16 protein-coding genes and 1 tRNA gene are annotated in these 21,440 nt (G+C 71.0%); 6 read left to right on the top strand and 11 right to left on the bottom strand.

Going from position 1 to position 21,440, the window contains the following annotated elements:
* Window positions 1-11: 11 nt before the first annotated feature.
* From ACX80K_RS14990 to ACX80K_RS14980, 3 genes are all read right to left on the bottom strand, one after another.
* Entirely contained in the window at window positions 12-1,703 is a 1,692-nt protein-coding gene (locus tag ACX80K_RS14990) for a thiamine pyrophosphate-binding protein (protein WP_459272688.1), read from the bottom strand.
* Window positions 1,704-2,726, bottom strand: coding sequence for an agmatinase (gene speB / locus ACX80K_RS14985; protein WP_459272687.1), 1,023 nt, complete (start codon window positions 2,724-2,726; stop codon window positions 1,704-1,706). It abuts the gene before it with no gap.
* A gap of 84 nt (window positions 2,727-2,810) precedes the next feature.
* Window positions 2,811-3,707, bottom strand: a complete 897-nt coding sequence (locus tag ACX80K_RS14980; RefSeq protein ID WP_459272686.1) for a hypothetical protein — start codon at window positions 3,705-3,707, stop codon at window positions 2,811-2,813.
* A gap of 319 nt (window positions 3,708-4,026) precedes the next feature.
* Between ACX80K_RS14980 and ACX80K_RS14975 the strand changes: the two genes are divergently transcribed.
* Window positions 4,027-5,973, top strand: a complete 1,947-nt coding sequence (locus ACX80K_RS14975) for an APC family permease (protein WP_459272685.1) — start codon at window positions 4,027-4,029, stop codon at window positions 5,971-5,973.
* Between the two features lie 9 nt (window positions 5,974-5,982).
* Here ACX80K_RS14975 and ACX80K_RS14970 read toward each other — a convergent pair whose 3' ends face one another.
* Complete coding sequence (locus ACX80K_RS14970; RefSeq protein ID WP_459272684.1) at window positions 5,983-6,561, bottom strand: cupin domain-containing protein; 579 nt, start codon at window positions 6,559-6,561, stop codon at window positions 5,983-5,985.
* A gap of 165 nt (window positions 6,562-6,726) precedes the next feature.
* Between ACX80K_RS14970 and ACX80K_RS14965 the strand changes: the two genes are divergently transcribed.
* Window positions 6,727-8,232 carry a sodium:solute symporter family protein gene (locus tag ACX80K_RS14965; RefSeq protein ID WP_459272683.1) on the top strand — a complete coding sequence of 502 codons (1,506 nt, stop codon included), beginning with the start codon at window positions 6,727-6,729 and terminating at the stop codon, window positions 8,230-8,232.
* A gap of 146 nt (window positions 8,233-8,378) precedes the next feature.
* On the opposite strand, the gene ACX80K_RS14960 is transcribed toward ACX80K_RS14965, so the two are convergent.
* Both ACX80K_RS14960 and ACX80K_RS14955 read right to left on the bottom strand, forming a co-directional pair.
* Window positions 8,379-9,740 carry an AI-2E family transporter gene (locus ACX80K_RS14960; protein ID WP_459272682.1) on the bottom strand — a complete coding sequence of 454 codons (1,362 nt, stop codon included), beginning with the start codon at window positions 9,738-9,740 and terminating at the stop codon, window positions 8,379-8,381.
* Entirely contained in the window at window positions 9,737-11,467 is a 1,731-nt protein-coding gene (locus ACX80K_RS14955; protein ID WP_459272681.1) for a long-chain-fatty-acid--CoA ligase, read from the bottom strand. Before ACX80K_RS14955 ends, ACX80K_RS14960 begins: the two co-directional genes overlap by 4 nt.
* A 275-nt stretch (window positions 11,468-11,742) precedes the next feature.
* On the opposite strand from ACX80K_RS14955, the gene ACX80K_RS14950 reads away from it, so the two are divergent.
* Both ACX80K_RS14950 and ACX80K_RS14945 read left to right on the top strand, forming a co-directional pair.
* On the top strand, window positions 11,743-12,873 hold the full coding sequence (locus ACX80K_RS14950; RefSeq protein ID WP_459272680.1) for a VIT1/CCC1 transporter family protein: 1,131 nt from the start codon (window positions 11,743-11,745) through the stop codon (window positions 12,871-12,873).
* Window positions 12,874-12,967: 94 nt separating this feature from the next.
* Window positions 12,968-13,891 carry a S1C family serine protease gene (locus ACX80K_RS14945; RefSeq protein WP_459272679.1) on the top strand — a complete coding sequence of 308 codons (924 nt, stop codon included), beginning with the start codon at window positions 12,968-12,970 and terminating at the stop codon, window positions 13,889-13,891.
* A gap of 48 nt (window positions 13,892-13,939) precedes the next feature.
* Here the strand turns inward: ACX80K_RS14945 and ACX80K_RS14940 are convergent, their stop codons facing one another.
* From ACX80K_RS14940 to pcrA, 5 genes are all read right to left on the bottom strand, one after another.
* Entirely contained in the window at window positions 13,940-14,401 is a 462-nt protein-coding gene (locus ACX80K_RS14940) for an SRPBCC family protein (RefSeq protein WP_459272678.1), read from the bottom strand.
* A 116-nt stretch (window positions 14,402-14,517) separates the two neighbouring features.
* Window positions 14,518-15,573, bottom strand: coding sequence for a zinc-dependent alcohol dehydrogenase family protein (locus ACX80K_RS14935; RefSeq protein ID WP_459272677.1), 1,056 nt, complete (start codon window positions 15,571-15,573; stop codon window positions 14,518-14,520).
* Between the two features lie 253 nt (window positions 15,574-15,826).
* The gene (gene sucD, locus ACX80K_RS14930) at window positions 15,827-16,729 is read right to left on the bottom strand and encodes a succinate--CoA ligase subunit alpha (protein ID WP_459272676.1); all 903 of its coding nucleotides are present in this window, start codon (window positions 16,727-16,729) and stop codon (window positions 15,827-15,829) included.
* 9 nt (window positions 16,730-16,738) lie between these two features.
* Entirely contained in the window at window positions 16,739-17,905 is a 1,167-nt protein-coding gene (sucC, locus tag ACX80K_RS14925; RefSeq protein ID WP_459272675.1) for an ADP-forming succinate--CoA ligase subunit beta, read from the bottom strand.
* A 177-nt stretch (window positions 17,906-18,082) separates the two neighbouring features.
* Entirely contained in the window at window positions 18,083-20,551 is a 2,469-nt protein-coding gene (gene pcrA / locus ACX80K_RS14920) for a DNA helicase PcrA (RefSeq protein ID WP_459272704.1), read from the bottom strand.
* Between the two features lie 90 nt (window positions 20,552-20,641).
* On the opposite strand from pcrA, the gene ACX80K_RS14915 reads away from it, so the two are divergent.
* Both ACX80K_RS14915 and ACX80K_RS14910 read left to right on the top strand, forming a co-directional pair.
* Window positions 20,642-21,256 carry a hypothetical protein gene (locus ACX80K_RS14915; protein WP_459272674.1) on the top strand — a complete coding sequence of 205 codons (615 nt, stop codon included), beginning with the start codon at window positions 20,642-20,644 and terminating at the stop codon, window positions 21,254-21,256.
* 36 nt (window positions 21,257-21,292) lie between these two features.
* Window positions 21,293-21,366, top strand: a tRNA-Arg gene (locus tag ACX80K_RS14910).
* Window positions 21,367-21,440 lie beyond the last annotated feature (74 nt).

The raw sequence follows: 21,440 nt of genomic DNA, 5'->3' as shown, positions 1-21,440 counted from the left end.
AAAAGGGAACCCTAGGAATCGAGGTGCGTCGGCGCGAACAGGCGGACGAGCGTCTCCACCACGACGACGTTGGGACCCTCCGCCGCGAGGCTCTCCCGCAGGGCCTGCCCGATGTCCTCGGGCGCGACCCGGCGGGCCGGGACGCCGAAGGATTCCGCGAGCGCCACGAAGTCCGGCCGCGCGAGTTCGGTCGCCGTCGCCTTGCCGAACGCGCCTTCCATGTACTCGCGGAGGATGCCGTAGCCGCCGTCGTCGACGATCAGCCAGGTGACCGGGATGTCGTGCTGGCGCGCCGTCGCGAGTTCCGCGATGGAGTACATCGCGGACCCGTCCCCGGAGACGGCGAGGACCCGTGCGGGCAGCTCCCGCGACTCGAGTCCGATCGACCCGCCGATGGCGCCGGGGAAGCCGAAGCCGAGGCCGCCGGCGCCCTGGGCCGAGTGGAACTGGCCCTCCCGGGCGTCCCAGCAGCTCCAGGCCCAGTAGGCGGAGATGGTCATGTCCCAGAACGTCTGCATCCCCGCCGGGACGGCGTCGCGGATGTCCTGCAGGAAGGCACGCTCCTTGGCGAGGTCCTGACCGTCGAGTCGCGCGCCCACGCGTCGGAGGGTCTCCGCGACCAGCGCCGCCGCGTCGTAGCCGGGCTCACGGTCCCGGGCGAGCGGTTCGAGGGCCTCGTCGAGGGCGGCGAGGGCCTGGCCCGCGTCGGCGCGGATGCCGAGGGCAGGCCGGTTGGACTCGAGGACGCGGGGCTCGGCGTCGATCTGGATGATGCGCCCGCGCGGCTCCAGGGTGAAGTAGTTGGACGTGACCTCACCCAGCGACGAGCCCACCACGAGCAGCACGTCGGCGTCCTCGAGCACCTCGGTGACGTGGCGGTCCTCCACCCACGACTGCAGGGACAGCTCGTGCGTCCAGGGGAAGGCGCCGTTCCCGCCGGGCGAGCACACCACCGGGGCGCCGAGCTTCTCGGCGAGGGACAGCAGCCACGTCTCGGCCCTGCCCCGCCGCGTACCACCGCCGGCGACGATCGCGGGGCGCTTCGAGTCCTTCAGCCAGGCCACGGCCTCGCGGACGAGCTCGATCCGGGGCGGGTTGTCGAAGGGCTCGGCGAGCGCGTCCTCGACCTCGGGCACCATCACGGGATCCAGCAGCACGTTCTGCGGCACCTCGATCCACACGGGCCCCTGGGGCGAGGACACGGCCTCGGTCCAGGCGTCCTGGATGGCGGACGGGATGCCCGAGGCGTGCTGGATCAGGCGCTGGCTCTTGGTGACGTTCGCGGCCGAGGCCTTCTGGTCGTCGAGCTGGTGCAGCATGCCCTTGCGCCGCGCGCCGAGGCCCTCGAGCGGGATCTGGCTCGCGACGACGACCATGGGGACGCCTGTCGCGTAGGCCTCCTGGAGCCCGGCGAGGGAGGTCAGCGCGCCGGGGCCGGTGGAGAGGAACAGGACGCCGACGTCGCCCGTCGCCCGGGAGAACCCGTCGGCGGCGAAGGCGGAGTTGTTCTCGACGCGCGAGGAGACGAAACGCAGGTCGGAGCGGGACAGCGCGTCGAAGAGGCCGAGGGCGTGCTGCCCGGGGATGCCAAAGACGGTCGTCGCGCCGAGGGCGGTGAGGGTCTCCACCACGAGGTCGCCGCCGTTGCGCTGGCCGGTGAGGGGTGCGGGGGGCGCTGAGGCTGCCCCGTCGGTGATCTCCATCTACTGGTCCTCGGTCGTCGGGGTCGTCGGGGTCGTCGGGGTCGTCGCGGATGCGGGGGTGAGCGTGTCGGCCATCAGGGTCACGAGGTCGTACGCGACGTGGGATGCCGCGACGCCGGTCATCTCGGCGTGGTCGTAGGCGGGTGCCACCTCGACGACGTCGGCCCCGACGAGGTTCAGCCCACGCAGTCCGCGGAGGATCTCGAGCAGTTCGCGGCTCGTGATGCCGCCGGCCTCGGGCGTGCCGGTGCCGGGGGCGTGCGCGGGATCGAGGACGTCGATGTCGACCGACACGTAGAGCGGGCGGTTCCCGATGCGCGCCCTCAGCTTGTCGACCACCTCGTCGACGCCCTGCCGGTAGACGTCGGAGGAGGTCACGATGCCGAAGCCGAAGCGGCGGTCGTCCTCGAGGTCCCGCACCCCGTAGAGCGGACCGCGTGTGCCGACGTGGGAGATGGCCTCGGTATCGAGGATCCCCTCCTCCACCGCGCGGCGGAAGGGGGTGCCGTGGGTGTACTCGGCGCCGAAGTACGTGTCCCAGGTGTCGAGGTGGGCGTCGAAGTGCAGCATCGCGACGGGTGATCCGGCCCGCTCCGCCGCGGCCCGCAGGAGGGGCAGCGCGATCGTGTGGTCGCCGCCGAGCGTGACCAGGCGCGCGCCGTCGGCGGTCAGGTCCAGTGCGTTCTGCTGCACGGTCTCGATGGCCTCGTGGATGTTGAACGGGTTCACGGCCATGTCGCCGGCGTCGGCCACCTGCACGCGCTCGAACGGCGAGACGTCGAGGGCCGGGTTGTACGGCCGGAGGAGGCGGGAGGCCTCGCGGATGTGGTTGCCGCCGAACCGTGCCCCGGGCCGGTAGGAGACGCCGGAGTCGAAGGGCACCCCGACCACGGCGACGTCGGCGCGGTCCACCTGGTCGAGGCGCGGCAGGCGGGCGAAGGTCGCAGCACCCGCGTAGCGGGGGATGCGGGAGGAATCGATGGGCCCCACGTGCCCGCCTCCCGTGACGCGTAGTTCTTCCACAGCTTCCATCCCGTCCGGGCCCCGCGAAGTTGCCCAATATGCATCAAAGGTTTTGCACAAGGCTATTCCGCGGGATGGAAGGGGTCAACCGTTGAAGGTGAGGGACGAGTACATCCCCTGTACGGCGGCATACTCCTCGGAGGCCAGCCAGGCGCGCGCCGCCTCGGGATCGGCGAACCGCGTGCCGTCGAAGGTCGAGGTGAAGGACACGAGCCCGTTGGACCCGAGCGGGACGAGACCGAGGGGCAAGCCGTAGGTGCCGTCTGCAGGAAGCGGTCCGACGTGCAGCCGTGCGGAGTAGACCGTCGCGCCGGTGACCGGATCCGGGTAGTGATCGAAGACGTAGTTCACGGGCAGGTCGACCTTCTCGAGCTGCTGGGACAACCCGGGCAGCTCCTCCGAGTCGAGGAGCACATGGCCGGGGCTCGGGAGGGCGGCCCCGTCACCTGGCACGCCGCCCGCGAACGCGGCCATCTCGACGCCCTCCGCGGTGCGGATGGAGTAGGCCGTACGGCTGAGCCCGGCCCCGTAGTCGGGGGCGGTGGTGGGCTCGACGGGCGTCGCCGTCCAGTCCGCCGGCATCATGAAGGAGTAGAGCCCGTCGGCGGTGGTGAGCAACTGCAGGGAGGGATGGGGCAGGGAGGGCCCGATGTCGGGTCCGGCCGCCGGCGTCGCGCTCGGGGCCGCGGTCGGCGACGGGGCAGCCGACGGGGCCGCCGACGTCGGCGCTGGGGTCGCCGGGGCCGGGGTCGCCGACGCGGAGGCGGCCGGGGACGCGGCGGCCGACGCGGAGGCGGAGGCGGCCGGGGACGCGGCGGCCGACGCGGAGGCGGACGGGGACGCGGAGGCGGAAGGACCCGGGGACGCGGCGGCCGATGTCGCGTCGGTCGCCCCCGCGTCCGGTTCCGCGGACGGTCCGACGCAGCCGGACAGGCCGACAGCGGCGGCAAGAGCGATCGAGAGCAGGCTGATGGTCCTCATTGGTTCCCCCGGTACGTGGCGAGCAGGACAGCCGCGCGGCGTCCTCCACCTCACCCTAGGTGCGGGGTCGGTCCTCGGCCGCGACCGGGGGTCTCACTTCCACAACATTTGCGGAACGGCCCCCCGAACCGGTCCCGGTGGCCCGCGCGCCCGGTCCGTCGCGCAGACCCGCGCCGCAGGCCCGGATGCGTTGCGGGGCCGCCCCGGCTCCGGCCGCCCGGCGCGGCGGCGCACCCCCGGGGGCTGCCCACCGCAGCGGACCCGTTAAGGAAGTGTTAAGACACCCGGATGCCGCTCGGACGGGATCTACTGTGATCCGGTGAGTTCATCTGTACGCACCCCGCTGCGGCCCTCGGCCCAGGGCAGGAAGCGCCTCGGGCGCTGGCTGCTCAACGAGCCTGCCCAGCCCACCACCCACCAGCCCGAGCCGGAGCGGACGCAGCCCTGGTGGAAGGTCATGTGCCTCACGGGCGTCGACTACTTCTCGACCCTCGGCTACCAGCCCGCGATCGCCGCAGCAGCAGCGGGCGTGCTGTCCCCCCTCGCGACGCTCATCCTCGTCGCCGTGACGCTGTTCGGCGCACTCCCCGTGTACAAGCGGGTCGCCTCGGAGAGCCCGCGCGGCGAGGGCTCGATCGCGATGCTCGAGAAGCTGCTGCCCAAGTGGCGGGGCAAGATGTTCGTGCTGGTGCTCCTCGGCTTCGCCGCCACGAGCTTCCTCATCACCATGACCCTCTCCGCGGCGGACGCTAGCGCGCACCTCATCGAGAACCCCTTCGCACCGTCGTGGCTGCAGGGCCAGGAGATCCTCATCACCGTGGTGTTCCTCGGCCTGCTCTCCGGCGTCTTCCTGCGCGGCTTCCGCGAGGCCATCGGCATCGCCGTCGCGCTCGTCGCGCTGTTCCTCGTCCTAAACCTGTGCGTCGTGGTCGTCTCGGTGGTGCAGATCCTGGAGCAGGGCGGCCTCGTGGGGAACTGGTGGTCGGCGCTGACCACGCAGCACGGCAACCCGCTCGTCATGCTGGGCCTGGCCGTCCTGATCTTCCCACGCCTCGCCCTCGGCCTCTCGGGCTTCGAGACCGGGGTCGTCGTCATGCCGCAGATCGACGGCAAGCCCGGCGACACCGAGGAGAACCCGGCGGGCCGGATCGCCGGCGCGCACAAGCTGCTCACGTCGGCCGCACTCATCATGAGCGGGTTCCTCATCGCCTCCAGCTTCGTCACGACGCTGCTGATCCCCGCCGAGGCCTTCGAGGAGGGCGGGCCGGCCAACGGTCGCGCCCTGGCCTACCTCGCGCACCTGTACCTCGGCGACGGGTTCGGCACGGCGTACGACATCTCGACCATCGGCATCCTCTGGTTCGCGGGCGCGTCGGCCATGACCGGCCTGCTGAACCTCGTGCCGCGCTACCTCCCCCGCTACGGCATGGCCCCGGCATGGGCCAAGGCCGTGCGCCCGCTCGTCCTGGTCATCACGCTCATCGCCATCCTGGTCACCTTCTTCTTCAAGGCCGACGTCGAGGCCCAGGGCGGCGCGTACGCCACCGGCGTCCTCGCCCTCATCACGTCCGCCTCGGTCGCGGTCACGCTGTCGGCCCACCGCAAGCACCAGCGCGGCCTGACGATCGGCTTCGGCATCGCGACGGTGGTGTTCGTCCTGACGACGGCGGTCAACATGATCGAGCGCCCCGACGGCCTGAAGATCGCCACCTGCTTCATCCTCGGCATCATCGTGATCTCGTTCGTCTCCCGGTCCCGGCGCGCGTTCGAGCTGCGGGCCACGAGCATCAGGATGGACGAGGCCGCGCTGTCCTTCGTGAGTTCGCAGGACGACGGTGACATCCTGCTGATCGCCCACGAGCCGAAGCGCCTGAGTGGTTCGGCCTACCGGCACAAGCTCCAGCATGCCTGCGCCGTCTCGCACTTCCCGAGCACCGCCCGCCCGCTGTTCATCGAGGTGACGGTGGACGACTCGTCGGAGTTCGAGACGGAGCTGCGCGTGCGTGGCGTGGTGCGGCACGGCTACCGCATCCTCGAGGTCCACAGCTCCAACGTGCCCAACACCATCGCCGCCGTGATGCTGCACATCCGCGACATCACCGGGCTCATGCCGCACGTCTACTTCCGCTGGACGGAGGGCGACCCGGTGGCGAACCTGTTCAAGTTCCTCTTCACGGGAGAGGGCGAGATCGCGCCCGTGACGCGCGAGGTCCTACGCGCGGCGGAGCCCGACGTGACGAAGCGCCCCTGGGTGCACGTGGGCTGAGGCGGGCGGCTACGTCCGCGACGCCGCCGGGACGAGCGTCCACAGCACGACGGCCTCGCGGTCGTCCGGGTTGACCCAGGTGTGCGGTTCCCGGCCCGGGAACGTGACGGTGTCCCCGGCCTCGAGCTTGTACCTGTCGTTGGAGAAGATCAGCACGAAGCGGCCCTCCACGACGTGCAGGGTCTCCACCTCGCAGTCCACCGAGTAGAGCTCGTCCTCGCCCCTGCCGTGGGGCTCGACGACGGCGCGGATCATCTGCAGGCGGCGTTCGGAGCGGGCGGTCATGAGCCGCTCGTTGATGCCCTGCCCGCCCAGGCTGATCCGCGGCGCGTCCGCCGCCCGCGTCAGGTGCGTCTCCGGCACCTGGAACAGGTCGCCGATCGAGATGGACAGCACCTGGCACAGCGTCACGAGCGAGGCGACGGACGGCGACGTGAGATCGCGTTCCACCCTGCTGAGGAATCCCTTCGTCAGGCCGGTGGAGTCCGCGACCTGCTCGATGGTCATGCGCTGCGCCTGCCGTGCGGCACGGATCCGGGAGCCGATGGCTACCGGGGCGTTGGTGGGCTCGATCGGCAGGGCCTTCATGCGTGTCCTCTCCTACGGCGTTCGCGGAGGCTCGCCCGTCGGGGAACGGAGGCCTTCGACGAGCTTGCCATGGTTGACGCGTGACCGGCGTCACGAGTAGCTTACTAGGCAACATTAGTTGCTCACAGGGCATCGCCGCCGCAATCCCGACCGAAGGGCTCGTCCATGCAAGCACTCAATATAGCCATCGTGGTGGCCTATCTCGTCGCCATGCTGGGCTTCGGCTGGTGGGGCAAGTCCCGCACGCGCAACGCCAGCGACTACCTCGTGGCGGGCCGGCGCCTCGGGCCCCTCCTCTACACGGGCACCATGGCCGCCGTCGTCCTCGGTGGAGCCTCCACGGTGGGCGGCGTGGGCCTCGGCTACCAGTACGGCATCTCCGGCATGTGGCTCGTGGTGGCCATCGGCACCGGTGTGCTGCTGCTCAGCCTGCTGTTCGCCCCCACCATCCAGAGGCTGAAGATCTACACCGTCTCGCAGATGCTCACCCTGCGCTACGGGCACCGCGCCACGCGCGTCTCGGGCATCGTGATGCTCGCGTACACGCTCATGCTCTGCGCCACCTCGACGGGCGCCTACGCCACCATCTTCGTGGTGCTCTTCGGCTGGGACCGCGCGCTGTCCATCGCCGTCGGCGGGGCGATCGTCCTCGTCTACTCGACGATCGGCGGCATGTGGTCCATCACCCTCGCGGACATGGCCCAGTTCGTCATCAAGACCATCGGTGTGTTCGCGCTCATGCTGCCCTTCTCGCTCGCTGCGGCGGGCGGGTTCGCCGGCATCGCCGAACGGGCCGGGGACGAGTTCTTCAGCATCACCGGGATCGGCGCGCAGAGCATCATCACCTACTTCGTGGTCTACACGCTGGGGCTCCTCATCGGCCAGGACATCTGGCAGCGCGTCTTCACGTCCCGGACCCCGGAGATCGCCCGCTGGGGCGGGTCCGCCGCCGGCATCTACTGCATCCTCTACGGGGTCGCGGGTGCCGTCATCGGCATGAGCGCCAGCGTCATCCTGCCGGCCATCGAGTCGAAGGACGACGTCTACGCGGACATCGCCCTGAACGTCCTGCCCATCGGCGTCGGCGGGCTCGTCCTCGCAGCGGCCGTCGCGGCCATGATGTCCACCGCGTCCGGTGCGCTGATCGCGGCCGCCACGGTGGCGAGGACCGACGTCGTGCCGTTCGTGGCCGGCTGGTTCGGCAAGGGCGGCACGGGCGGCACTGAACGCGCGACGTCGGAGCACGACGTCGCCTCGAGCCGCTGGTGGGTCCTCGGCCTCGGCCTCGTGACCATCGCCCTCGCCGTCATCGTGCAGGACGTCGTGGCGGCCCTGACCATCGCCTACGACATCCTGGTGGGCGGGCTCCTCGTGGCGATCCTCGGCGGCCTCGTCTGGCGCCGCGGCAACGGCGTCGGCGCGGGAGCCTCCATGGCGGCGGGCACCCTGGTCACGCTCGGTGTCATGGCGTACCTGGAGATCACCGCCGAGGTCCAGTACGACGGCATCTACTCGAACTACCCGATCTACTTCGGACTCGGGGCGGCCCTGCTCGTGTACGTCGGCGTCTCCCTCGCCACCCGCCCCACCGATCCCGGCGTGATGGTGGCCTGGGACCGGCGGGTCGCCGGCGAGGTGCCCGACGACGTCCCGGTCGACGCTCCCCGCTGACCCGTCACCGATTCCCACCGTTCACCGGTTCCCCCTGGAACGCGGAAGGGCTCCCGGCCGATGCCGGGAGCCCTTCCGCGTTCTCCATCCGATCGAGGCCGCCGACGGGCGGGGCGCGAAGCCCGGCGGTCGGCCTGCCGCTGCGTTCAGCCTCCCGCGGGGGATGCTCCGTGGCGGCCCGTACCGGTGGTGCGGGAGTCGTCGAGGGCGCGGGAGCCGTCGAACTTGCCGGCTCCGTCGTCGTCGTCGCCGTCGTGCCCCTCGATCCTGCGCTCCCGGGTGCCGGGGCGCTCGTCGGCGTCGTCCACCGCGATGCCGGCCTGCGCCACCTTGGCGGCCTGCTCCTCCTTGGGCGTCGAGCTCAGGCCGTGCCCGGTCTCGTCCAGCGCCGTCAGTTTCTCGGCCTTGTCGATCTCGGCCTCCGTGATCTCGTCGTCCTTCTCCTGGTTCCAGGCCTTGATGGCGGCCCAGCCCACGGCGGCCACGGGGACGGAGAGGATCGCGCCGATGATGCCGGCCAGGATGGTGCCGGCGGTCAGGGCCAGCAGGATGACGAGGGCATGCACCTGCAGCGTGCGGCCCATGACCACGGGCTGCAGGAAGTTGCCCTCGAGCTGGTTCACCACGATGACCACGATGATGACCATGAGCGCCACGAACGGGCCGTTCGCGACGAGGGCGATCAGGGCTGCCAGCACGCCGGCCAGCGTCGCACCGACCAGCGGGATGAAGGCGCCGATGAAGACGATGGCAGCCAGGGGAAGCGCCAGGGGGACGCCGAGGAACAGCAGGGCGAGTCCGATGAAGAGGGAGTCGACGAGGGCCACGATGGCCGTTCCGCGCACGTAGCCGCCGAGGACCGCCATGCTGCTGTAGCCGACCCGGCGGGCCTTCACGAGGCGCTTGCCCTTGAACGCGCGGAGCATGAACGCCCAGATCTTCTCGCCGTCCTTGAGGAAGAAGAACAGGATGACCACCATGAGCAGCGCCCCGGCGATGAAGTTGCCCGCCAGGCTCAGGCCCGAGAGGGCGCCGGCGCTCGCCGTACTGCTGGTCGCGAAGTCGACCGCCGCGTCACGCGCCTGCTGGATCTGGGCGTCGTCGATGGGGATGGGACCGTTCTGCGCGAAGGCGTAGAGCTGGTCGAAGCCCTCCGACGCACTGGACGCCAGTTCGCCGGCCTGCCCCACGACGGCGAACACGATGCCCGTGATGAGCCCCCCGAACAGCAGCAGGAGCAGCAGGAAGGACACGGTGGTGGCCAGGGACGGGCCCCATCCCTTCCGCCGCAGCCAGAGCACGAACGGCCCGATCGCGGCCGCGAGGATCAGTGCCAGCAGGATCGGGATCACCACGAGCCGCACCTGGATCAGCGCGTACACCCCCACCACGGCCAGCACCAGGAGCAGGAGCACCTGGGCGGCGCGGATACTCGCGTGGCCCAGGCTGTCGTGCCAGGGCCCCTTCGGGGCGGATGTACCCGCCCGCACGTCTACGGGTTGAGTCATCGACTGTCACCTTTTCCTTCGGCCGGAGGGCCATCGTTGAGCATGTGCGTGCGCACCTCGCGGCGGAGGACCTTGCCGATCAGCGATCGGGGGAGGTCCTCCGCCTGCGCGATGGTGCGCGGAACCTTGTAGGCCGCCAGCAGGTCGCGGCAGTGCGAGCGCAGGGACTCCTCGTCGAGGTCCGCGCCGGGCGCCAGGACGACGACGGCAGCGACGTCCTCGCCGCCGGCGGCCCGCGGGAGCCCGACGACGGCGGCGTCGGCGACGGCCGCGTGGGTCTTCAGGGCGTCCTCGACCTCGGAGGGAGCCACGTTGAAACCACCCGTGATGATGAGTTCCTTGATGCGGTCCACGATCGTCAGGAAGCCGTCGCCATCCATGCTGACGATGTCGCCGGTACGGAACCAGCCGCCGTCGAGCAGGGCCGCCCGGGTCTCGTCGGGGCGCCGCCAGTAGCCCTGGAACACCTGGGGTCCGCGGATCAGCAGCTCCCCCGCCTCCCCGGGCGCCCGGTCGCGGGCGGGGTCCTCGGGGTCGACGATCCGGACGTCGGTACCGGGGAACGGCACCCCGACGGTGCCGGGCCGCCGGGTGGGCCCGATCGGGTTGCCGGCCGAGATCGGTGACGTCTCCGTCAGCCCGTAGCCCTCGATGAGGTAGCCGCCCGTGGCCGCCTCCCACGTCTGGACCGTGGACTGCGGGAGGTTCATCGCGCCGGAGATGGCGAAGCGGATGCTGTGCAGGTCCGCGCCGCGCTCGGCGGCTCCCGCCGCGAGCCGCTCGTAGATGGGCGGGACGGCGGGCAGGAACGTGGGCGGGCTCTTCTTCGCGGCGTCGAGCACGAGGCCGACGTCGAAGCGGGGGAAGAGCACGAGCTTCGCGCCGATGCTCATGGCGAAGGTCACGCAGAGCGTCAGGCCGTACGCGTGGAACATGGGCAGGACGGCGTAGACCGTCTCGCGCCCCGCCTCGAGGCCCGGCACCCAGGCACGCCCCTGGGCTGCGTTCGAGAGGAGGTTCCGGTGCGTGAGGACGGCACCCTTCGGCACGCCGGTGGTGCCGCTCGTGTACTGGAGCACGGCGGTGTCGTCCGCCGTCGGGCGCGCGTGTCCGGTGGGTAGCGGGCGGTGGCGGAGGAGGTCACGCCACGTCACGAGCTTCCGCAGGCCGGTGAGCTTCTCCGTCGTCGTGAGCGCGTCCCTCGCCTCGCGGGCGCGGCGCACGGGGAGCGCGAGGGCGATGCGCCGCGACGCCGGCATGGCGCCGACGAGGTCGACCGCGACCACCGTCCGGACCGCGATGTCGGCGGGCAGCCGCTGGACGCGGGGGACCACGCGGTCCCAGACGATCGCCACCGTGGCTCCGTGGTCCTCGAACTGGTGCCGCAGCTCGCGGTCCGTGTAGAGCGGGTTGTGCTCGACGACGATGGCCCCGAGCCGCAGGACCGCGTAGAAGGCGACGATGTGCTGCGGACAGTTCGGCAGCACGAGGGCCACGCGGTCGCCGGCACCGACCCCGAGGGACGCGAGGCCCGCCGCGGCGCGCGCGACGGCGTCGCCGAGGTCCCGGTAGGTCGTGCGGGCTCCGAAGAACTCGAGGGCCGTCGCCGTCCCGTACTCCCGGACCGACGCGTCGAGCACGTCGGAGAGGGTGCCGTCGGGCACGTCGAAGGAACGGGGCACGCCCGGAGCGTAGTTCGCGACCCACGGTCGGGCTGCCAAATCCATAAGCCTGCTTCCTGTTATCCGTTCGAGGATATCGCGGGTCGTCGGGTCACGGTACCCGCACCCGTCCATCCTCCCCCGGGCCGGTCCGGTCCGGAGCACACGGTCCGGTAGGATGGTGGGTCGAAGGGGAGTAGCTCCGCGTCCCGAGGACGTGCGGCCTGTCGACATACTGGCACCGATGGTGCCCGGCAATCCACCGGTCCGGCCGGCGAGCGAGACCTTCGGCCGAACCGACGTTCCTGCGTCCACCGGCCGGAGCCCCGCTTCGGTCCGGGATGCGCAGGCGTACCCGACCTCCCGGAGCACTCGTGACACCCCCCGAACAGTCCCCCTCCCGCGACGACATCAGGCGCTGGCGCCAGTACCTGGCCGACGAGCGCGTGGAAGCCGCCACCTACCGCGACCTCGCCCGCCGGCGCACCGGGGAGGAGCGGGAGATCCTCCTCGGCCTCGCCGAGGCCGAGGGCCGCCACGAGGCCCACTGGCTCGCCCTCCTCGGCGACGACGTCGGTCGCCCGCAGCGGCCCTCCTTCCGCAACCGGCTCCTGGGCCTGCTCGCCCGCCGCTTCGGGTCCGTCTTCATCCTGGCCCTCGCCCAGCGCGCGGAGGGCCGCTCGCCCTACGGGACGGATCCGTCCGCCACGAGCGCCATGGTGGCCGACGAGCAGATCCACGAGGAGGTGGTGCGGGGCCTGGCCACGCGCGGCCGCAACCGCCTCTCCGGCAACTTCCGGGCGGCCGTCTTCGGGGCGAACGACGGCCTCGTCAGCAACCTGGCGCTCGTCATGGGCATCGGCGCCACGGGCGTCTCCACCTCGTTCATCCTGTTCAGCGGCCTGGCCGGGCTGCTCGCGGGTGCCCTGTCGATGGGTGCCGGCGAGTACGTCTCGGTCCGCTCCCAGCGCGAGCTGCTGTCGGCGACGCGCCCCACGCAGATCACCCTCACGGCGGCGAAGGAACTCGACATCGATTCCAACGAGCTCGTGCTCGTGTACCGGGCGCGCGGCATGACGCCCGCGGCGGCCGAGCACCGGGCGGCGGAGCGCCTGGGCCTGTACAGCTGCGACTGCGACCCGAGTTTCTCCCTGCGGCCCGAGCAGGACGAGGACGTCGACGAGCACGAGGCGGTCGGGACCGGCCTCGGCGCCGCCGCCTCCAGCTTCTGCTTCTTCGCATCCGGCGCCGTCATCCCCGTCCTGCCGTACCTGCTGGGCCTCAGCGGCGCGACCGCCGTCGTCCTCGCCTGCGTGCTCGTGGGGCTGGCACTGCTGGCGACCGGCGCCGTCGTCGCCCTGCTCTCCGGCGCGTCACCGCTGCGCCTGGCGCTGCGGCAGCTCGCCATCGGACTGGGCGCGGCCGGCGTGACCTACCTGCTCGGCCTGCTCTTCGGCACGTCGGTGGCCTGACCGGGAGTCTCCTCCGGACCTGCGGACGGCCGGCCGCGTGCGCCCTGCGCGAACGCCTCCCCGCTGCCGCTGCGACGGTGCTGCAATATTCCGTATGGACGAGCAGGAGGCTCTCGACGCGTATTCGGCGGCGGTCGTGCACATCGCCGAATCCACACTGCCGTCGGTGGCGGCGGTCTCGGTGCGGACAGCCCGCGGCGCGGGTGCGGGCAGCGCGTCCGTCATCTCGACGGAGGGACACCTGCTGACGAGCGCGCACGTGGTCGCCGGCACGCAGCGCACGGAGGTCGCGTTCGGCGACGGGACGGTCCTGCCCGCGCGCGTCGTCGGCAGCGATCCACTGTCGGACCTCGCCGTCCTCCAGGCGGACGGCAGGACGCCGCCGCCGGTGCCGTGGGGTGATGCGTCCAGGCTCCGGGTGGGACAGCTCGTGGTCGCGCTCGGCAATCCGCTCGGGATGGCCGGCAGCGTCACCGCGGGGATCGTATCGGCGCTCGGCCGCTCACTGCCCACGTTGTCCGGGCGCGTCGTCGACGAGGTCATCCAGACCGACGCGCTCCTGAACCCGGGCAACAGCGGCGGCGTGCTCGCCGACAGCGCGGGACGCATGGTGGGCGTCAACACCGCCGTCGCCGGCATCGGGCTCGGCCTGGCCGTGCCGATCAACCCGACCACCCGCGAGATCATCGACGCCCTCCTGACCAGGGGCCGTGTCCGGCGCGCGTGGCTGGGCGTGGTCGGGGCCGAGATCACCCTCGTCCCCGAGCTCGCGGCCCGCGTGGGATCGCGTACCGGGATGCAGGTGGCGGCCGTCGTCGCGGGCAGTCCCGCCGCCGGCGCCGGGACACGTGCCGGCGACGTCGTCCTCTCCCTCGACCACTCACCCGTCCGCAGTGCGACGGGGATCCAGCGGCTGATGGTCGAGGCGGCGATCGGGCGCCGGATGGAGATGACGGTCTGGCGCAACGGCGCCCTCGTGGACATCGTCGTGGAGCCCGAGGAACTGCGCGTCCCCTGACGGCCGGCCCGGCGGCCGACGGCGCGTTGCCGCCCCCGCCCGGGTGGCCTAGGCGGCGTCCCGCTGCTGCAGGACGTAGTCCTCGAGCTTGCCGAGCGTCGCCTCGATGCTCCCGGGGTGCTTGCGGGTGAAGCCTGTCAGCCGGAACACGACCCTCCACGGCACGGCGCGGCCGTCCCATTCCTCCCGGACCAGGGTCGCGTCGCCGCGGGGCTCGAGGGTGTAGCGCCAGACGTGGGCCGAGAAATGGCGCCAGGCGATGCGGCGTCCCTCCTCGAACTCCACCACGCGGTTGAGGATCCTGTAGGGCGCACCCAGCTTCATGTCCATCCCGAACCGCGCGCCCGGTGACAGGCGCGACGGCCCGTTGGGCTGCTCCCCGCGCACCGTGCCCGACCCGTCGATCACGCTGTGGAGGGCGGGTGTGGCGAGGACCTCGAAGATGCGTGCGGCCGGCGCGTGGACGAGCCGCTCGCGGGCGATGAGATAGGGGCCGGGCGTCGTCGTCATGCCCCCATTCTGCCCGGTCCCGTCGAACCCTGCCCGGCCCGCCGAACCCTGCCCGGCCCCGCCGAACCGACACCGGACCGACGACGGACCCCTCCGGGCCCGTCGTCCGGCGCCGATCAGGGCTTGAGCAGCACCTTGATGGCGCGGCGCTCGTCCATGGCCCTGTACGCCTCGGCGGCGTCCTCGAGGGGCATCTCGACGTCGAACACCCGTCCGGGGTCGATCGTCCCGTCGAGGACGTCCTTCAGCAGCTCCGGGATGTAGGTGTGGGCGGGCGCCATACCGCCGCCGACCGTGATGTTCTTCGCGAACAGGACCCCGATGGGCAGTTCCGGTCCACCCGCTGGGACGCCGACGAAGCCGAGGTGGCCGCCGGGACGCGTGCTCCGCAGGGCCTGGTCCATGGATTCCTTGGTGCCCACGCACTCGAGCACGGAGTCGGCGAGCACTCCCCCGAGCAGTTCGCGGACCTTCGCCACACCCTCGTCGCCGCGCTCGGCCACGATGTCGGTGGCCCCGAACTCGCGGGCGAGGGCCTGGCGGTCCTCGTGGCGGGACATGGCGATGATGCGCTCCGCCCCGAGGCGCCTGGCGGCCAGGACACCGCACAGACCCACGGCGCCGTCACCCACGACGACGACGGTGCTGCCCGGGCCGACGCGCGCCGACACGGCGGCGTGGTGGCCCGTGGACATGACGTCGGAGAGGGTCAGCAGGCTCGCCGTGAGGGCGGCGTCGGGCTCGGACACACCCTCGACCTTGCGCAGCGTGCCGTCCGCCTGCGGCACGCGCACGGCCTCGCCCTGCGCACCCTGCACGAAGTCGCCGTGCTCGTCGGTGCTGCCCCAGCCCACGAGGTGGTCGCATGCGACGGTGACGCCGTTGAGGCATTGAGGGCATGCGCCGCAGCTGCCCACGAAGGGCGCGATCACGAAGTCGCCGACCGCGATGTCCGCCACGTCGTCGCCCACCGATTCCACGACACCGACGAACTCGTGGCCGATCGCCTTGGGCTCCTTGGTGGGCCGGACGCCCCGGTAGGGCCAGAGGTCCGAGCCGCAGACGCAGGAGGCCGTGACCCTCACGACCGCGTCCGTGGAGCGGAGGACGGTCGGGTAGTCGCGGTCCTCGACGCGGATGTCGCCCGGTCCGTGGATGATGGTGGCGCGCATGTGATCTCCTAGAAAGGTTGCCTGACGCACTTGGTGGTCCCCTGTCGCCACCTTACAAGCAGCACGGCTGCGGCCCTACCGCCGCGTGGTCCCGGTGGCGCGCTTGAATCCGTGCTCCAGGTCCTCGACGGTGCGCCTCCGGGATGTGACACCGCGGCGTCCGCCGGCAGCCGCCGCGGCAGCCCTGTCCTGTCCTGGGGACAGAACAGCCTCCCCCGCGCGGACGCGGAGGAGGCTGCCGATGCAGTGCCGGTCAGAGCGTGGCGTAGACCTCGCGGAGCAGCGTGGCGGTCTCGGACGGCGTCTTCCCGACCTTGACGCCCGCGGCCTCGAGGGCCTCCTTCTTGGCCTGCGCGGTGCCCGCGGAGCCGGAGACGATGGCGCCTGCGTGGCCCATGGTCTTGCCCTCGGGGGCCGTGAAGCCTGCCACGTAGCCGACGACCGGCTTGGTGACGTTCGCCTTGATGAACTCGGCGGCGCGCTCTTCGGCGTCCCCGCCGATCTCACCGATCATGACGATGGCCTTGGTCTCGGGGTCCGCCTCGAAGGCCGCGAGGGCGTCGATGTGCGTGGTCCCGATGACCGGGTCGCCGCCGATGCCGATGGCGGTGGAGAACCCGAGGTCGCGGAGTTCGAACATCATCTGGTAGGTCAGGGTGCCGGACTTCGAGACGAGGCCCACACCGCCCTTGCCCGTGATGTTCGCCGGGGTGATGCCGACGAGGGATTCGCCCGGCGTGATGATGCCGGGGCAGTTCGGGCCGATGATGCGGGTGACCTGCCGGCCGTCGGCGTCGACCTTGGACTGGGCGAGGGCCCAGAACGCGGCGGAGTCCTGCACGGGGACGCCCTCGGTGATCACGACGACGAGGCCGATGCCGGCCTCGATGGCCTCCACGACGGCGTCCTTGGTGAAGGCCGGCGGGACGAAGACGATCGACACGTCGGCGCCGGTCTCCTGGATGGCTTCCTCGACGGTGCCGTACACGGGCAGTGTGACGTCGCCGTGGGTGACCGTGGTACCGGCCTTGCGGGCGTTGACGCCGCCGACGACCTGCGTGCCGGCCTTCAGCATGAGGGCGGTGTGCTTGGTGCCCTCACCGCCCGTGATGCCCTGGACGATGACCCTGGAGTCCTTGGTGAGGTAGATAGACATGGGGAACCCTTACTTTCCGTAGGCCAGCGCGGCGGCCTTGTCGGCGCCTTCGTCCATGGTGTCGGCGAGGGTGACCAGCGGGTGGTTCGCCTCGGCGAGGATGCGGCGGCCCTCCTCGACGTTGTTGCCGTCGAGGCGCACCACGAGGGGCTTGTTGGCCTCGTCGCCGAGGATCTCGAGGGCCTTGACGATGCCGTTGGCGACGGCGTCGCAGGCGGTGATGCCACCGAAGACGTTCACGAAGACGCTCTTGACCTGGCTGTCGCCGAGGATGACGTCGAGACCGGCTGCCATGACCTCGGCGGACGCTCCGCCGCCGATGTCCAGGAAGTTGGCGGGCTTCACGTTGCCGTGGGCCTCGCCGGCGTAGGCGACGACGTCGAGGGTGGACATGACCAGCCCGGCACCGTTGCCGATGATGCCGACCTCGCCGTCGAGCTTGACGTAGTTGAGATCGTGCTCCTTGGCCTTGGCCTCGAGGGGATCGGCGGAATCCTTGTCCTCGAGCGCGGCGTGCTCGGTGTGGCGGAACTCGGCGTTCTCGTCGATGGTGACCTTGCCGTCCAGGGCGACGATGTCGCCGCTGCCGGTCTTGACGAGCGGGTTGACCTCGACGAGCGTGGCGTCCTCCTTCACGAAGACGTCCCAGAGCTTGAGGATGGTGGCGACGACGCCGTCGCGGAGTTCGGGGGCGAAGCCCGCGGCGTCGACGATCTCCTCGGCCTTGGCCTGGTCGATCCCGGTTCCCGGGTCCACGGCAATGCGTGCCAGGGCCTCGGGGCGCTCGACGGCGAGCTGCTCGATCTCCATGCCGCCCTCGACCGAGCACATGGCCAGGTAGTTGCGGTTGGACCTGTCGAGCAGGACGGAGAAGTAGTACTCCTCGGCGATGTCGGCGCCCTGCGCGATCATCACCTTGTGGACCGTGTGTCCCTTGATGTCCATGCCGAGGATGTCCGACGCGTAGGAATAGGCCTCGTCGGGGGTCTTGGCGACCTTGACGCCGCCGGCTTTGCCGCGGCCTCCGACCTTGACCTGCGCCTTGACCACGACGACGCCGCCGATCTTCTCGGCTGCTGCCTTAGCTTCTTCTGGTGTGTGCGCCACGATGCCGGCAAGCACGGGAACCCCGTGCGCCTCGAAAAGATCGCGCGCCTGATATTCAAACAGGTCCACTTAGCTAAAGTCCTTCTACGTCGAAGTAGGTTTACAAGAGGGAACTTTAGCCCCTCGGGCCTGAGGCCTTCCCCAGACTACCGGTTTAGTGAGTAAGGCCACAGTTCTATCCTGCGTAGAAAAACGGGCCCTGTTCGTTGGGGGTTTTCACCCGGATTCCACGGCCCTCCCGCGGATTTAGGCCACCTTGGTGAGCGGCGCGTAACGCAGCAGCAGCCGCTTCTCCCCGATGTCGAAGCGGACCTTGGCGACGGTCTTGTCGCCGGCGCCCTCGACGGACAGGACGGTGCCGTTGCCGAAACTCGCATGGTTGACCTTGTCCCCGGCCGCGACCGAGACCACTTCCTTCTGCGGCTGCACGCGTCCCACGGCCTTCGACGGCGCCGTGCCGCTGCCGTTGAAGCCGCCGCCGCTCGCACCCCAGTAGGACCCGCTGAACTTCGGACCGCTGATGCTGCCGCCCGTGGTCCACGCGGGTTTCGCCGCGCCCTCGCGTTTCCAGAGGATGAGGTCCTCGGGGATCTCGCTGACGAACTGGCTCGCCGGGTTGTACTGGCTCTGGCCCCACATGCTGCGCACCTCGGAGCGGGTGACGTAGAGGCGCTGCCGGGCACGCGTCAGGCCGACGTACGCCAGCCGCCGTTCCTCGGCGAGTTCCTTGGGGTCGGTGGCGGAGCGCTGGTGCGGGAAGATGCCCTGTTCCATGCCGGTCAGGAACACCACGGGGAACTCGAGGCCCTTCGCGGTGTGCAGGGTCATGAGCGTCACGACGCCCTGGCGGCGTGCCTCCTCGACCGCCCGCTGGACGTCGGCGGCCGAGCCGTCGGGTGCGTCGGGGATCTGGTCGGCGTCCGCCACGAGGGACACCTGTTCCAGGAAGTCGCCCAGCGTGCCCTCGGGGTTGTCCCGCTCGAACTCACGCACGACGGCGACGAGCTCCGCGAGGTTCTCCACGCGGGACTCGTCCTGCGGGTCGTTGCTCGTCCGCAGCTGCTCGAGGTATCCGGTCTGCTCCAGCACGGCTTCGAGGGCGGCTGACGCCCCGGAGCCGCTCGCCACCTCCGCGAGGTCGTCGACGAGCTTGACGAACCCGGCCACCGCGTTGACGGAGCGCGTCGCCATGCCCGGCGCCTGGTCGGCACGGCGGAGGGCCTCCATGAAGCTGACCCGCTCGCGCTCGCTCAGCGCGGCGATCGCGTACTCGGCGCGGTCGCCGATGCCGCGCTTGGGCTCGTTGAGGATCCGGCGCAGGTTGACGACGTCGTCGGAGTTCACGAGGACCCGCAGGTACGCCAGGGCGTCCTTGATCTCCTTCCGCTCGTAGAACCGGGTGCCGCCGACCACCTTGTAGGGCAGGCCCACCCGCAGCAGGATCTCCTCGATGGACCGTGACTGGGCGTTCGTGCGGTAGAAGATCGCGACGTCGCCGGGACGGAGGCCGTCCTCGTCCTGCAGGCGGTCGATCTCCTCGGCGATGAAGCGGGCCTCCTCGTGCTCGTTCTCGCCGACGTAGCCCACGATCTTCTCGCCGCTGCCCTCGGCGGTCCACAGCCGCTTCTCCGGGCGGTTCGGGTTCCGCGAGATCACGGCGTTGGCCGCACTGAGGATGTTCTGGGTGGAGCGGTAGTTCTGCTCGAGCAGGATGGTGCGGGCGCTCGCGTAGTCGTTCTCGAACTCGACGATGTTGCGCACGTCCGCACCGCGGAAGGCATAGATGGACTGGTCCGAGTCGCCCACGACGGTCAGTTCCGCCGGGTCCTCGGACGACTCCCCCGGCACCCCGACGATCTCCCGGACGAGCGCGTACTGCGCGTGGTTGGTGTCCTGGTACTCGTCGACGAGTACGTGCCGGAAGCGTCGCCGGTAGTAGTCGGCCACCCCGGGGAAGGCCCGGAACATGAAGACCGTCTGCGCGATCAGGTCGTCGAAGTCCATGGCGTTGGCCTGGCGCATGCGCTGGGCGTAGCCCGTGTAGACCTCGGCGACGGCCATCTCGAAGGGGTCCGACGGATCGGCGGCGGAGGCGAAGGACTCCTCGTCGATCAGCTCGTTCTTGAGCGCCGAGATCCTGTGCTGGATGGCCTTGGGGGCGAACTTCTTCGGGTCGAGGTCCAGGCCCTTCGCGACGAGCGTCACGAGGCGCAGCGTGTCGGCGGAGTCGTAGATCGAGAAGTTCGAGTTGAGGCCCACCGAGGCGGCCTCCCGGCGGAGGATCCGCACGCACGAGGAGTGGAACGTGGAGATCCACATGCGCTTCGCGACGTCGCCGATGAGAGCCTCGATGCGCTCGCGCATCTCGGCGGCGGCCTTGTTGGTGAAGGTGATGGCGAGGATCTGGCCCGGGTGGGAGCGGCCCGTGGCGAGCAGGTACGCGATGCGGTGGCTCAGCACGCGGGTCTTGCCGGAGCCTGCCCCCGCGACGATCAGCAGCGGCGACCCGCCGTGCCTGACGGCCTCCTCCTGCTGCGGGTTCAGTCCTTCCAGGAGTTCCTGCGCACGGTGCTCGTCGACGCCCACGCGCGACGGCACGTGCTCGGTGGCGGGGTCCGCGGGCTCGGCCTGCCCCGCCGTCCCGGCCATCGCCGCCTCGCGTGCACGCTTCTTCTCGGCGGGCGTGGGCGGGGAGACGTAGGGATCGAAGAGCATGTCCATGGTGCATCAAGTCTAGGCCGTGCCCCCGACACTCCCCTCCGCCCGGGCGGGGCCCGGCCCCTCTGCCTCGGCCATACTGGAGGAGTGGCAAAGACAAGGGCCCAGATCGCACGCAAGCACGCGACGCCCGCACCGCAGTCCCCTTCCCCGCAGGCCAGGCAGGGCAACGGGTCGCTCGTGGTCATCGCCGCGGCCGTCGCGTCCCTGTTCCTCTTCTGGTACTTCCACCTGCTCACGCTCGGCCAGATGACGCAGCTCTCCGGCGGCCTCACCATGCCCGACATGATGGTCGGCGGGTACGACGCCGACTACGTCCGGCGGCTGCACGAGGAGATGGACGACGACGCCCGCGGCCAGCTCAGCTACCTGCACCGCACGGCGGGCACGCTCTTCCCCCTGATCTTCGCGTTCGCGTGGCTCCTGCTGATACAGCTCAGCGCAGGACGGCGCCGGCTGCGCTGGGCCCTGTGGTCCCCGGTCCTCCTGTTCGTCGTCGTCGACCTCTGGGAGAACGTCGCGATCGACTCCGTGCTGGCCCAGGCGACCGCCGATCCGGGGGCCGTGGCCCTCGCCGCGACGCTGACCGTCCTGCGCTGGGTGCTGCTCGCCCTGAGCCTCGGAGCCGGTGCGGTCGCCGTCTTCCTGCCCCCACGGCTCCGGGCGTCGGCCGGGCAGGAAACCGCGGCGGCGAGCAGGTAAGCTGGGACCGCCGCATCGGTGGACCACCCGATCCCGGCCTCTGTAGCTCAGTAGGATAGAGCGTCCCTCTCCTAAAGGGAAGGTCGTCGGTTCGATTCCGGCCAGGGGCACACGGCAGCATCAGGGAGGGAGGGCGGACATCCGTCCTCCCTCCCTCCGCCTGCGGGGCAGCCCGGACACCAGG

It is taken from the genome of Arthrobacter sorbitolis (assembly GCF_054510995.1).
The sequence above is the reverse complement of the archived record's forward strand: the minus strand, read 5'-3'. Positions and strand labels throughout refer to the sequence as shown.